The 13,476-nt window shown below is 60.1% G+C and carries 12 protein-coding genes; 10 read left to right on the top strand and 2 right to left on the bottom strand.

Annotated features, from left to right (window positions below; genetic code table 11):
- The first annotated feature begins 338 nt into the window (after positions 1-338).
- The 3 genes from WF513_RS16605 to WF513_RS16595 all read left to right on the top strand — a co-directional run bounded on the left by WF513_RS16605 (position 339) and on the right by WF513_RS16595 (position 2,302).
- The gene (locus WF513_RS16605) at positions 339-503 is read left to right on the top strand and encodes a DUF1328 domain-containing protein (RefSeq protein WP_339080506.1); all 165 of its coding nucleotides are present in this window, start codon (positions 339-341) and stop codon (positions 501-503) included.
- A gap of 9 nt (positions 504-512) precedes the next feature.
- Positions 513-974, top strand: a complete 462-nt coding sequence (locus WF513_RS16600; protein ID WP_339080505.1) for an inhibitor of vertebrate lysozyme family protein — start codon at positions 513-515, stop codon at positions 972-974.
- A gap of 98 nt (positions 975-1,072) precedes the next feature.
- Positions 1,073-2,302, top strand: a complete 1,230-nt coding sequence (locus tag WF513_RS16595; RefSeq protein WP_339080504.1) for a nucleoside recognition domain-containing protein — start codon at positions 1,073-1,075, stop codon at positions 2,300-2,302.
- 95 nt (positions 2,303-2,397) lie between these two features.
- Here the strand turns inward: WF513_RS16595 and WF513_RS16590 are convergent, their stop codons facing one another.
- Positions 2,398-3,411 (bottom strand): DUF5924 family protein, encoded by a 1,014-nt coding sequence (locus tag WF513_RS16590; protein ID WP_339080503.1) that lies wholly within the window; start codon positions 3,409-3,411, stop codon positions 2,398-2,400.
- A 297-nt stretch (positions 3,412-3,708) separates the two neighbouring features.
- Between WF513_RS16590 and WF513_RS16585 the strand changes: the two genes are divergently transcribed.
- The 7 genes from WF513_RS16585 to WF513_RS16555 all read left to right on the top strand — a co-directional run bounded on the left by WF513_RS16585 (position 3,709) and on the right by WF513_RS16555 (position 12,808).
- On the top strand, positions 3,709-4,680 hold the full coding sequence (locus tag WF513_RS16585) for a TAXI family TRAP transporter solute-binding subunit (protein WP_339080502.1): 972 nt from the start codon (positions 3,709-3,711) through the stop codon (positions 4,678-4,680).
- 290 nt (positions 4,681-4,970) lie between these two features.
- Complete coding sequence (locus tag WF513_RS16580; RefSeq protein ID WP_339080501.1) at positions 4,971-7,526, top strand: TRAP transporter permease; 2,556 nt, start codon at positions 4,971-4,973, stop codon at positions 7,524-7,526.
- Positions 7,527-7,676: 150 nt separating this feature from the next.
- A complete protein-coding gene (locus tag WF513_RS16575) occupies positions 7,677-8,342 on the top strand; it encodes an ABC transporter ATP-binding protein (protein WP_339080500.1) in 666 nt (221 codons plus the stop codon).
- Positions 8,343-8,359: 17 nt separating this feature from the next.
- On the top strand, positions 8,360-10,813 hold the full coding sequence (locus tag WF513_RS16570; RefSeq protein WP_339080499.1) for an FtsX-like permease family protein: 2,454 nt from the start codon (positions 8,360-8,362) through the stop codon (positions 10,811-10,813).
- On the top strand, positions 10,803-11,897 hold the full coding sequence (locus WF513_RS16565; protein WP_339080498.1) for a lipocalin-like domain-containing protein: 1,095 nt from the start codon (positions 10,803-10,805) through the stop codon (positions 11,895-11,897). The genes WF513_RS16570 and WF513_RS16565 overlap by 11 nt, the downstream gene beginning before the upstream one ends.
- Positions 11,898-11,925: 28 nt before the next feature.
- The gene (locus WF513_RS16560; RefSeq protein WP_339080497.1) at positions 11,926-12,288 is read left to right on the top strand and encodes a DUF2237 domain-containing protein; all 363 of its coding nucleotides are present in this window, start codon (positions 11,926-11,928) and stop codon (positions 12,286-12,288) included.
- Positions 12,289-12,292: 4 nt separating this feature from the next.
- Positions 12,293-12,808 (top strand): CIA30 family protein, encoded by a 516-nt coding sequence (locus WF513_RS16555; protein ID WP_339080496.1) that lies wholly within the window; start codon positions 12,293-12,295, stop codon positions 12,806-12,808.
- Between the two features lie 177 nt (positions 12,809-12,985).
- On the opposite strand, the gene WF513_RS16550 is transcribed toward WF513_RS16555, so the two are convergent.
- Entirely contained in the window at positions 12,986-13,366 is a 381-nt protein-coding gene (locus WF513_RS16550; protein ID WP_339080495.1) for a RidA family protein, read from the bottom strand.
- Positions 13,367-13,476: the final 110 nt, after the last annotated feature.

Genomic DNA, 13,476 nt, shown 5'->3' with positions numbered 1-13,476 from the left:
CGAATGCCTGGCTTGGGCAGCGCGACCTGTCGCTTCTTAATTTATCCACACGCGCATTCGTGCCAAAGACTCAGCCAGATGCACCTGCGTAACACCGCCGTGCAAGTTGCACGGTGAAAAGCTGGCGATCATGCAGCATGCACGTATTAACATTTGCAGATTCGCAGTAAGTAACTGAAATATAACAATTTTAAAGTTATTAAAAGCTGGCACGAGCCCTGCAATAACCCTAATAAGGTTGCTCCGGCAGCCCGCTAAAACGGTTGAGGGCGTATTTAAGCGCCTTCGTTCTACAGCAGCACAGCCGTTGCAGTTCGATTTATATAAGGAGAATCACCATGTTGAGTTGGGCTATTACCTTTCTGATTATTGCCATCATCGCCGCCGTATTGGGCTTCGGTGGTATCGCTGGCACCGCCACCGGGATCGCGAAAATTCTGTTCCTGGTGTTTCTGGTGCTGTTCATCGTCTCGTTCATCATGGGCCGTCGCCCCAAAGGCTAAGGAGCTGTCATGCGTGCTCTCAAGACTCTGCTGGCAGCCTGGGTGCTAAGCGGCAGCGCGGCAGCTCTAGCGGCCGATACCGATGCGCAATTCCACCTCAATGAATTGCTCTCCAGCGACGTGGCATACCAAGAAACGTGGCAAGAACTGCTGGAAGGCGAGAGCCGCCTGCCGGATTGGGTGATGAACCTGAGCGGCGTCGCCAGCCCGATGCAGGGTTTAGAAGATGATGGCGATAACTACTTGGTGGGCGAGCTATGCCCAGCGCAAAACTGCTTTGATCAGCGCCTGTACGTCGCATTCACGTGGGACAAAGACAACGCTTACGCACTGTATGTGCAACTGCCGGCCGGTTTGCCAGCCGATCGCGCGCCCAGCCAGCACGCCACGCTGCGTTGGTTAGGCGAGCCGGATGAAGCGGTCCAACAGTTGCTGCTTGAGCAACTGCAGAAAGACCCGAACTGGTATTGATGACTGCTGCAACGCTCCTTGGGCGGCCTTGAGCTGCCCCTTTACACCCCAGCTTCACCAGCCGCGCTATCATCCAGCCCATTAACAGGGGGATCGGTATGCTCAACGGCTTGTGGCTGGGTTTTTTTGTGGTGGCGGCGATTGCCGGCCTGTCGCGCTGGTTGCTGGGCGATGACCCCACCGTGTTTGCCGCGATGGTCGAAAGTCTGTTCGCCATGGCCAAGCTGTCGGTTGAGGTGATGGTATTGCTGTTCGGCACCCTGACGCTTTGGCTGGGCTTGCTGCGCATCGCTGAGAAAGCTGGATTGGTCGACGCCTTAGCGCGGGTCCTCGGCCCGCTGTTTGCGCGCTTGATGCCCGAGGTGCCACGCGGCCATCCAGCACTCGGTTTTATCACCATGAACTTCGCGGCCAATGGCCTTGGCCTTGACAACGCGGCTACGCCAATCGGCCTAAAAGCCATGCGGGCGCTGCAGGAGCTCAACCCCAGCAGCACTGTGGCGAGTAATGCACAAATCCTCTTTTTAGTGCTGAACGCCTCGTCGCTGACCCTGTTGCCCGTGACCATTTTTATGTACCGCGCGCAGCAAGGTGCGGCGGACCCAACCTTGGTGTTTCTGCCCATTCTGCTGGCCACCAGTGCATCGACCTTGGTCGGCTTGCTTTCGGTCGCGATTATGCAGCGCCTGCGCTTGTGGGACCCGGTGGTATTGGCGTACCTGATCCCTGGTGCGTTGGCGTTAGGGGCGTTTATGGCGCTGCTGGCGACTATGTCAGCCACGGCATTGGCGGCACTTTCCTCGCTGGCCGGTAACCTCACACTGTTCGGTATTGTGCTGATGTTTTTGCTAGTCGGCGCGCTGAAAAAAGTCGCGGTGTATGAGGAATTTATTGAAGGCGCGAAGGAAGGCTTTGATGTAGCCAAAAGCCTGCTGCCCTATCTGGTCGCCATGCTCTGCGCGATTGGCGTGCTGCGTGCCTCCGGCGCATTAGCCTTTGGCCTCGACGGGATTCGCTGGCTGGTTGAGTGGGTCGGGTGGGACACGCGCTTTGTCGAAGCCTTGCCCACGGCCATGGTCAAGCCGTTTTCTGGCAGCGCAGCGCGCGCCATGATGATCGAAACCATGCAGACCCATGGCGTCGACAGCTTTGCAGCGCTGGTGGCGGCCACCATCCAAGGCAGCACGGAAACCACCTTTTACGTGCTGGCAGTGTACTTCGGCGCGGTGGGTATTTACCGCGTGCGCCATGCCGTGGGCTGTGCGCTGCTGGCGGAATTTGCTGGCGTGGTGGCAGCCATTTACGTGTGCTACTGGTTCTTCGGCTAAGCGTTCGGCAACGATCTGCTGCGCGTCGGCCCTGCATCTTTCGTGACGCGTTTAGCCCCCCTCTCCCATGCGTGGAAGAGGGTTAGGCTGCAACGCTATTGCACGACCTGAAAGCGCAGCACGCCAATCATTTGCCCCGCTTCGGTCAGCACCTGCACCTGCCAGCGGCCTACCGCGTCGGCCGGGAAGTTTTGCTTGTGGGTCCAGGCGCGATAGCCCTTTTTGCGCCCGCCGTGAATATCCAGGGCGATGCGTTCGATCTCACGGCCGTTATGCCGCCAGACGTGATAGATCCGCTCATTCAATCCGCGCGGCGCATTGATCGCGGCGTAGGCGTACAGCCCTTGTTGGTGCAGTTGCGTGTCGCTGATGGTTTTGAGCGGGTTCACCGGTGCGCGTTGCGCATCGTTCATTTCAGTGCTGACGGCCACCTCGTTCAGCCACAGCGTGGCTGGCGGCACCCAAATACGCGCCAGCCAGCCACCGCCGCCGAGCAAGGTCATCAGCCCGACCAGCACCAGCCAGCGCCACCAACGCTTTGCGCTAATCACCGTGTACAGCGACGGAAACGACAGCACCACCGCAGCCGCCAGTGCCAGCGGATAACTCTGCGCGGTGGTCAGCTTAAAGATGATCGGCAACGCCGTGAGCAGCAACGCGAACAATGCCAGCGTGTGAAAAGCGAGAAACAGCCAGCGCCTGGGCGCCAGCCATTTGTAATACAGCGGGTCGATGATCGAAATAAGCGCCGCGCTCGCCAGCAGGCCGCTGAACAGCAGTTGGCCGCTGTTCCAGGTGGTGGTGATAAAAAAGAACGGCAGGACGAAGAACAGGCTCTCTTGGTGGATCATCTGCGTGGCATAGCGCAGCAGCGGCGGCGGTAATTCAAAGCCGAACCAATGAGCAATACGTTCACGCAACACGTTTTCGAGAATCAGCCATAACCAACTGACCAGCATCACCAACGCCAGCACCTGAGCCAACTCGGCCTGACGCTCGACCAGCAGAAAGCTCGCTAGCCCCGAAACGAAGCCAAAAATTGCGACCACGCCAGGATGGCGCTGCACCAGCGCGATTAGCCTAAAGACTTGTTGTTTCAACACGGGCATAGCATGAACTCGATGGCGGCGTGGCGTGAGCGATGCGCGCTGGCTTTGCGCGCGCACACAGGTTTTGACCGGGCGCAGAGCATATCGTGCCTAGCGGCCAAGGACGCACGGCTGGTCGCCTTTGGCTTAGGTATTTGCTCGCTGCAGCGCCCGGCTTCGTGCTGCTTTGCAGCAGAGGCTTACACGTGTTGTCGGTATTACGTCGTGCAACCTGCGGCTGAGCGGTTAGACTCTTGGCCTCCGGGCGCACTCAAAAAGAGCGTTTGGCTCAACAATAAACAGAAAAGGAGAACTCCCATGAAAGGCACATCCCTTGCGTGGGCCCTGTCCGCTGCACTTGCAGGTATCACCCTGAGCAGCGCCGTACAGGCCGAAGAAAAATTTGTCACCATCGGCACCGGTGGCCAGACCGGCGTTTATTACGTGGCCGGTCAATCGATTTGTCGCTTCCTTAATCGTGGCGCAGATGAACACGGCATCAAGTGCAACGCGCCCGCCAGCGGCGGCGGCGTAGCCAACGTCAATGGCATCCGCAGTGGCGAATTCAACTTCGGCATCATGCAGTCGGACCACCAGTACAAAGCCTTGAAAGGCGCGGCGCCGTTTGCGAATGAAGGTGCGATGGAGGATATCCGTGCGGTGTTCTCGCTGCAGAGCGAAGTGTTCACCATTCTTGCCCGCCGTGACGCCAACATCAGCAGTTTCGATGACCTCAAAGGTAAGCGCGTTAACATCGGCAACCCCGGTTCCGGTCAGCGCGACACCTTAGATGAGATCATGCAGGTCAAAGGCTGGGACCGCTCTGTGTTCTCCCTGGCCGCTGAGTTGAAGCCGGCTGAGCAGGCATCGGCACTGGGTGATAACAACATTGATGCGATGACCTATTTCGTGGGCCATCCAAATGGCGCGATTCAAGAAGCCACCACCACCACGGATGCGGTGCTGGTGCCGGTGACCGGCGCCGAAATCGACAAGCTGCTAGCGGAGAAGAGCTACTACACCACCGCTGAAATTCCAGGCGGCATGTACAAAGGTAACGACAAGCCCACCCCGTCCATCGGTGGCAAGGCCGTGCTGTCCACCTCGGCTAAGGCCAGCCCGGAAGTTGTCTATCAGCTGGTTAAGTCGGTGTTCGACAACATTGATCGCTTCAAGCGTCTGCACCCTGCATTTGCTGACCTTAAAGAAGAAGACATGATCAAAGTCGGCCTGAGTGCGCCGCTGCACGAAGGTGCCGTGCGTTATTACAAAGAGCGTGGCTGGCTGTAAGCCTGTGATGCAGCCCGGATAAGCACAGTCTGCGGTCGCGTTACCCGGATTGCGCCTAGGCTTATCCGGGCTACGTGGCGGCCCATACACCGGGCTCGTGTCTTTAAATACGTGACGTAGCCCGGATAAGCGCCAGCGCAATCCGGGGCCGCGTTACCCGGATTAGGCTTAGGCTTATCCGGGCGATGAGGCGGCTCATGCAACGGGCTCGTGTCTCCAGATAAGCAAACCCGTAGCTATTCAAGCTGCGGGTTTTGCTGTTTTCGTCATCTCAAATGCAGGTTCGGCCCATGCATGACAAGCAACTGACCACCGAAGAATTGATCGCCCAAGATGTCGGCGCGCGTCTACCCAAGAGTGCCATGGCGCACGTGATTACGGGCCTGGCGCTGCTCTGGTCGCTGTTCCAGTTATGGATCGCCTCGCCGCTGCCATTTATCATCGGCATGGGTGTGTTCAACGACACCGAAACCCGTTCTATCCACTTGGCGTTCGCCCTGTTGCTGGCCTTTCTCGCTTACCCGGCGTTTAAGCAATCGCCGCGCGATCGGGTGCCCCTGCTGGATATCGCTTTGGGCTTGGTCGCTGCCGCCAGCGCCGCCTACCTGTTTATTTTCTATCAGCAACTGGCGTTACGCCCCGGCAGCCTGACTACGGCGGACATGCTCACCGCGTGTATCGGCATACCGCTGTTGCTGGAAGCGACGCGCCGGGTGCTTGGCCCACCGCTGGCGATTATTGCCCTGTTGTTTCTTATTTACAGCCTAGCCGGGCCCTATATGCCGGGCATGCTGGCGCACCGTGGGGTCAGTTTTAATGCCATGGCCAACCACCAGTGGATCACCACCGAAGGGGTGTTCGGCATCGCCCTTGGCGTATCCACCAGCTTCGTCTTCCTATTTGTGCTGTTCGGTGCGCTGCTTGAGCGCGCCGGCGCCGGCCATTACTTTATTCAGTTGGCCTTTAGCCTGCTCGGTCACTACCGCGGCGGCCCGGCCAAGGCCGCTGTGGTGGCCTCCGGTTTGACTGGGCTGATTTCTGGTTCATCGATTGCCAATGTGGTGACCACCGGCACCTTCACCATCCCGATGATGAAGCGCACTGGCTTCTCGGCGGAAAAAGCCGGGGCAGTGGAGGTGGCGTCTTCGGTCAACGGCCAGATCATGCCGCCGGTAATGGGCGCGGCGGCCTTTTTGATGGTTGAGTACATCGGCATGCCCTATGTCGAGATCATCAAGCATGCATTTTTGCCGGCGGCGATTTCCTATATCGCGCTGCTGTATATCGTCCACTTGGAGTCACTCAAGCTGGGTCTTCAACCCATTGGCGGCCACCAGCCTAAGCCTTGGCTGCGGCGCCTGACCGGCTTTGCCTTCGGTGCTGCGATGATCAGCGGCCTGTCGCTGGCGGTGTACTACGGCCTTGGTTGGCTCAAACCGGCGCTGGGCGATTTCGCGTTGCCGGGCATCGGCGCGCTGCTGGCACTGGTCTATTTGGGCCTGCTTAAAATTGCTGCCAGCGTGCCGGTACTGCCCGCGGAAGACCCCGATGCGCCGCTCGATAAGTTGCCGCAAACCCGCGCCGTATTGCTGTCCGGGCTGCACTTCTTACTGCCGGTGGTGGTGCTGGTCTGGTGCCTGATGATCGAGCGCTTGTCTCCCGGTCTGTCGGCCTTCTGGGGCAGCGTGATGTTGGTGATTATCCTGCTCACGCAGCGTCCGCTTTTGAGTTGGCTGCGCACCGATGGCAGTCATAGCCACGGCTCGTTTAAAGACGGTGCGATCGACTTGCGTGAAGGCTTGATCGCCGGTGCGCGCAATATGATCGGCATCGGTATTGCCACAGCCGCCGCCGGGGTGATTGTGGGTGCGGTGTCGCAAACTGGGGTGGGCTTAGTCTTGGCCGACTTGGTCGAGCTGCTGTCGATGGGCAACCTGCTGCTGATGCTGGTGCTCACCGCCATTTTCAGCTTGGTGCTGGGCATGGGTTTACCAACCACTGCCAACTACATCGTGGTGTCCAGTTTGCTGGTGCCGGTGATCGTCACCCTTGGCCAACAAAATGGCCTGATCGTGCCGCTGATTGCCGTGCACCTGTTCGTCTTCTACTTCGGCATCATGGCCGACGTGACGCCACCCGTTGGGCTGGCCTCATTTGCGGCGGCAGCGGTGTCCAAGGGCGACCCGATCAAGACCGGCATCGCGGCGTTTTACTACAGCCTGCGCACAGCGATCTTGCCGTTCCTGTTTATCTTCAACACCGACCTGCTGCTGATTGACGTGGATTTCTGGCACGGCGTGCTGATCTTTATCATCGCCACCACGGCCATGCTGATCTTCGCTGCCGGCACTCAGGGTTATTTCCTTGTGCGCAGCCGCTGGTATGAAAACCTGATGCTGCTGCTGGTGGCGTTCACCCTGTTCCGCCCCGGTTTCTGGATGGACATGGCGCACGACCCATACCGCGACATCCCGCCCGCGCAACTGGCGCAAGCGCTAGGTGAGGTGGAGGCCGGCAGCCAGCTGCGTCTGCGCATTCAGGGTGAAGATGCCGTGGGCGATGCCCGTGAGTTCAGCCTGCTGCTGCCTGTGCCTGAAGGTGCCAATGGCGAGGAGCGCCTGCAAAAGCTCGGCCTGCTCACCTACGAGGACGGCGATAAGGTGCTGGTCGATAGCGTGACCTTTGGCAGCCCTGCCGCTGAGGCGGGCTTGGAATTTGATCAGCACATTCTCAAAGTGCGCGCGCCAACGGATCGCTTGACCAAGGAGCTGATGTGGATCCCCGGCTTCCTGCTCTTTGGTCTGGTGGTCTGGTTGCAGCGCAGGCGGCGGACTCGCGAGGCTTGAGTGATCTCAACGGGCTGCGCACAGTGTGGCGCTGCCCTGTGCGTTAAGCGCGGGGCATGTCACCTTAGCGCTGGCGGTATTAGTTTGTGGCCGAACCGTTGCACCCATTGATTAATGCGCGGGTTCACGCCGGCTCAGGAGGCACTTGATGTGCTAGATGTACAGAATGTGAAAAAAGCCTATAGCGGGCCGCAAGGCCAGCTTGCGGTGCTGGATGGCGTTAGTTTGCGCTTGGAAGCCGGGCAGAGTCTGGCGTTGATGGGTGAGTCTGGCAGCGGCAAAAGCACGCTGCTGCACGTGGTGGCCGGCCTCGATCAGGCCGACAGTGGTGATATCCATGTTGGCGGCCAATCGCTAGCCGGGCTGGATGAAGCAGCCCGTGCAACCTTCCGGCGCAGCCAAGTCGCGGTGATTTTTCAGCAATTCAATCTGATTCCTTCCTTGCGCGTGGTCGACAACTTGGCGTTTCAGGCACGCCTCGCCGGGCGGTTAGATGAAGCCTGGCTAAGCCAGCTGGCCCAGCAATTGGGTCTGAGTGAGCTGTTGCAGCGCTACCCGGAGCAACTCTCCGGCGGACAACAGCAGCGGGTTGCCGTCGGCCGTGCACTGGCTGTGCGTGCGCCGCTGATCTTGGCTGACGAGCCGACCGGTAACCTTGATGAAAACACGGCTGACGAGGTGATGGCCCTGTTGCTCGATCTGGTGCAGCAGGCCGGCGCGAGTTTGCTAATGGTCACCCACAGCGCCCGCCTGGCCGCCCGGCTGGATCGGCAGATGGTGCTCAAAGCAGGCCGCGTGCACGGACGTGAGCGGTGATTCGCCATTGTGGGTGGGTGTTGCATACGCTGCTCAGCCATTGGCGTCGGCACCCCTTACAGGCCGCCTGCCTGCTGGTCGGCTTGTGGCTGGCCACCGCGCTGTGGACGGGCGTGCAGGCGCTCAACAGTCAGGCGCGGGACAGCTATGACCGTGCTGCCGAGCTGTTTGCCGGTGGTGCGCAGACCGTGTTGCTCGCCCCCGCAGGGCAGGTATTTACACAAGACCACTTCGTCACCCTGCGACGTGTGGGCTGGCCAGTATCGCCCATGCTGCGAGGCACGGTGGCGCTGGCGGGTGCCACGGATGCGCGGCGTTTGCAGCTCACCGGTATAGAGCCGTTGACCCTGCCTGCCGGCGGCACCGTCGAGGCCCAGATAGCGGATCAAGACAACCTGCGCGCCTTTATGCTGTCGCCTGGGATGACGTGGATTGCGGCCGACACCTTGGCCGAATTCGGCTTTGAGCCCGGGGCAATCCCGACCCTGTTTGACGGCAAACACCTGCCGCCATTGCAGGTGGTGCCGGGCTTGCCGCCGGGCATGTTGCTGGTGGATATCAGCCAGGCCCAGCGCCTCCTCGACCAGCCAGGCATGCTCAGCCAACTCCTGGTTGAGCCGGCTTTTGCCGCCGACCTGCCGTCGCTGCCGGATAACGTGCCGCTGGTCTGGCAAGAGGGTGGTGAAGCCGATTTGGCGCGCCTGACGGACAGCTTTCATCTCAACCTCACGGCGCTCGGCTTGCTGGCCTTCGTGGTCGGCCTGTTTATCGTTCACGCTGCTGCCGGGTTGGCTATGGAGCAACGGCGTGGGTTGTTGCAGACATTGCGTGCCTGCGGCGTCAGCCTAAAAACCTTGCTCGCGGTTCTGCTGCTGGAGCTGCTGGTGCTGGCATTGCTCGGCGGCAGCCTCGGTGTGCTCAGTGGCTTTGCCTTGGCCGCGTTGCTGATGGGTGATATCGCCGCCAGCCTGCGTGGGCTCTATGGCGCGCAGGTGGCGGGTCAGTTGGCGCTGGACGCCAGCTGGTGGTTAACCGGGCTGGGCATGAGTTTGCTCGGCACCCTGATTGCGGGCGGTAGCAGTGTGCTGGCGGCCATGCGCCTGCCGGTATTGGCTTGGGCTCGGCCACAGGCGTGGCGTGAAGCGCAGGGCCGTGCCATCAGGCTGCAGTCGCTGCTCGGTGTGACACTACTGGCATTGGCCGGTGCGCTGGTGGTATGGGGTGACTCGCTGCTCAGCGGCTTTGCATTGCTCGCCAGCCTGCTGCTGGGGGCGGCCTTGCTGCTGCCGTTGTGTCTGCAAACAGTCTTGCGCCTTGCCCAGAGGCGCCCCGCAGGCCCAATACGGCAATGGTTCTGGGCTGACAGTCAGCAGCAAGTTTCGGGCCTTGGTATCGCGCTGATGGCGCTGCTGCTGGCGCTGTCGGCCAATATCGGCGTCGGCAGCATGACTGAGGGCTTCCGCCAGACCTTTATCGGCTGGCTGGATCAGCGTCTGTCGGCCGATATTTACGTGCGCCCGCAAGACGCTGCCCAGGCTGAAGCGATTAATCACTGGTTGGCTCAGCGCCCGGAGGTCAGCGCGCAGTTGCCCACATGGGAGTTAGAGATCCGCGTTGAGGGTGGGCCTACGCAGCTGAGTGGCGTCATCGACCACCCCCTGTATGCGCAGACCTGGCCGTTGCTTGAAGCAATCAGCGATCCTTGGCCGCCGCTGGCGGCAGGCGAGGGTGCGCTGGTCAGCGAGCAACTGGCCTTTCGCCTGAAGCTGTCACTGGGAGATACGTTGACGCTGGATACACCCGCTGGGCCTTGGCCGCTGAAAATACTCGGGCGTTATGCCGACTACGGTAACCCCAAGGGGCAACTACTGGTTTCTGCTGCAGGCCTGCAGCAACGCTGGCCCGATCAGCCGGTGAGCGGTATCGGCATTTTGGCCAGTCAACACAATGCTCCGCAACTGGCGGCGGCGCTGCGTAACGCATTCGGTCTGGGCGACAGTCGCGTCATCGATCAGGCAGCCCTCAAGGCCTATTCGCAAACTGTATTCGAGCAGACCTTTGCCGCCACCGCCGCGCTCAACACCCTCACGCTGGCTGTGGCGGCTGTGGCGCTTTTTACCAGCCTGCTGGGGCTGGCAGACAGCCGGCTGAGCCAGCTTGCGCCGCTCTGGGCCATGGGGCTGCGGCCCGCTCAGTTGGCCGCGTTGAGTCTGGCGCAAATGCTAATGCTGGCGGCGTTCACCTGCTTACTGGCGATCCCTTTGGGCCTGGTACTGGCCTGGTGTTTGGTCGAGGTGGTTAACGTCCAAGCCTTTGGCTGGCGCCTGCCTTGGCACTGGTTTCCGCGGCAGTGGCTGACCCTGGTGCTGCTGGCGTTGCTGGCGGTGTTATTGGCGAGCATCGGCCCTGCTTGGCGCATCCTGCGTACCGGGCCAACCCGTTTACTCAGGAGCTTTGCCCATGATGCTTAGGTGGCTGGTTGTCTTGGTCTTTACCGCATTGCTGGGTTGCGACAGCACAGAGGCGCCTGTGCCGGCTGGTTTTGCTGGCCTGGGCAGCGAGGCGCAGGGTTTCAGCACAGTGACTCGGGGTCAGCCTCTGGTCTTCCCTGACGATTTTGGCGCACACCCCGATTACCGTATTGAGTGGTGGTACGTGACCGCTAACTTGACCGACGAGAGCGGAGAGCAGTGGGGCGCGCAATGGACCCTATTCCGCCAGGCCATGGCGCCACAAAGCAGCGATGAGGCACAGGCTGGCTGGCAGAGCGCTCAGGTGTGGTTAGGTCACGCTGCGCTGACGCGCGCAGACGGTCATCAGCATGCTGACCGCTTGGCTCGGGGTGGTATTGGTCAGGCCGGCGTGCACGCGCAGCCTTTTCGGGCGTGGATCGATGATTGGTCGCTCGCAAGCGACGCCGCCCAACAACGCCGTCCATTGCAACTCAGCCCCTTGCAGGTCAGCGCTACAGGTAAGGGTTTTCGCTATGACTTGAGGCTGCGCTCGGATGCTCCGCTGGTGCTGCACGGCGATCGCGGCTTCAGTCAAAAATCCACCCGAGGTCAGGCATCTTGGTATTACAGCCAACCATTTTTTCAGGTCGACGGCGAGATCCAATGGCAGGGTGAGACGCGTCGAGTCAGCGGCATGGGGTGGTTGGATAGAGAATGGAGCAGCCAGCCGCTGGCGGCGGACCAGCAAGGTTGGGACTGGTTTTCGCTGCACCTGCAGGACGGCAGCAAGCTGATGCTGTTCCGCCTGCGCAGCAATGACGACAGCCACTTCTATTCGGGCACCTGGATCACCCCCGATGGGGTTGCCGAACCGCTGGACGCGGCAGCGATCAACATGACGCCGTTAGTGCAGAGCAAGGTGGCGGGTCGAAGCCTGCCGACTGAGTGGCGGCTACAGATTGCCCATAAAAAATTCGATGTCACCGCCCGTGCACTTAACCCAAACGCGTGGATGGGTACGGGCATCCCTTATTGGGAAGGGCCGGTCAATGTCACAGGAAGCCACACAGCTGTCGGCTACCTTGAAATGACCGGTTATTGAAATAACGACCCAGAAAAAGGAGCATGAGATGGCCACAACTGCCAAAAATGTATTGGGCACTGCGCTAGAGCCATGCTGTAGCCAGGCGCGCACCGGCTTCTACCGTGATGGCTTTTGCCATACCGGCGACGCAGACAGAGGTCGGCATGTAGTGTGCGCGGTGGTCACCGATGCTTTCCTGGAATACAGCTTGGTGCAGGGCAATGACCTGATTACGCCAAGACCTGAGTGGGATTTTCCGGGCCTCAAAACGGGTGACAGATGGTGCCTGTGCGCCAGCCGTTGGAAGGAGGCCCATGAAGCAGGCGTAGCCCCGCCGGTGCTGCTCGATGCCTGCCATGAAAAAGCCACTGAAATCGTCAGTTTGGACGTGCTGCAAGCGTATGAGTGAGCCCATGCAAACCCATGGTCCTGCCTTACGTGCGGAGCAGCGGGTGGATATTTACCGTGCTGATGAGGCGCTGGTGTCGCCTTGGGCTGTGATCAGTGATCAGGTCATGGGCGGTGTTTCCACGGCCACTGCGCACCAATGTGAGCGCAATGGCGCGCGTTGCACCTGTTTGACGGGGCGCACCCGCCTCGATAATAACGGTGGTTTTGTGCAGATGAAGCTGGATATCGAGGCTGATTGCGCGCGATTCCGTGGCCTATTTATCGAGCTGTGTGGCACCGCCCATGAATACAACCTGCATGTCAAAACCAGCCAACTGGAAAGGCCTTGGCAGTCCTTTCGCTGCGCCCTGCAAGTGAGTGCGCAATGGACCCGTTTTGTCGTGCCATTCGCGCAGTTGCATGCGCACCGCACGGCTGCTGAGTTTACGCCCGCAGCGATCAAGAGTGTCGCCGTGGTCGCCATCGGCGCCGCTTTTGAGGTCGATGTATGTGTGCGCCGGTTCGGTTTTTTTCTCTAAGCACGGCGCAAGCTGAGGCTGGAGCTAGAGATACCGGTGGGTAAAGATCACGATGTATAGACGTGCTTGTTGCGCGCACAACCGCCACTCAGCACTGATTGAGTGCTCACTGCTGACGAGCACAACAGCTCGTCAGCAGTAAGAGAACGGCAGGCGGTTACCCCGCTGCGGTCGGGCTTATTCGATAACCAGAATAGCGTCCATTTCCACTGCCGCACCGCGTGGCAGTGCCGCTACACCAATGGCCGCACGGGCTGGGTAGGGCTGCACAAAGTAACGGCCCATGACGTCATTGACGGTGGCGAAGTGCGACAGGTCAGTGAGGAAGATGTTCAGTTTGACGATGTCTTTGAACGAACCGCCGGCGGCTTCCGCTACGGCCTTGAGGTTTTCGAACACCTGCACGGTCTGAGCTTCAAAGCCTTCCACCAGTTCCATGGTTTTGGGGTCCAGTGGGATCTGCCCAGACATGTATACGGTATTACCCGCTTTGATCGCTTGTGAGTAGGGACCGATGGCGGCCGGGGCCTTGTCGCTGCTGATAACGCTCTTGCTCATGGAGAAACTCCTGGAAGTTGTATTGGAAAAGTACGGCGATGGGTACGAGCACCCTGCCAGTTAGATTGCCTAGGGTGGGTGAAAGCCACGGCAGCTGTCAAAGTACCGCT

Source organism: Pseudomonas sp. TMP9, assembly GCF_037943105.1.
Taxonomy (GTDB): Bacteria; Pseudomonadota; Gammaproteobacteria; order Pseudomonadales; family Pseudomonadaceae; genus Aquipseudomonas.
The sequence above is the reverse complement of the archived record's forward strand: the minus strand, read 5'-3'. Positions and strand labels throughout refer to the sequence as shown.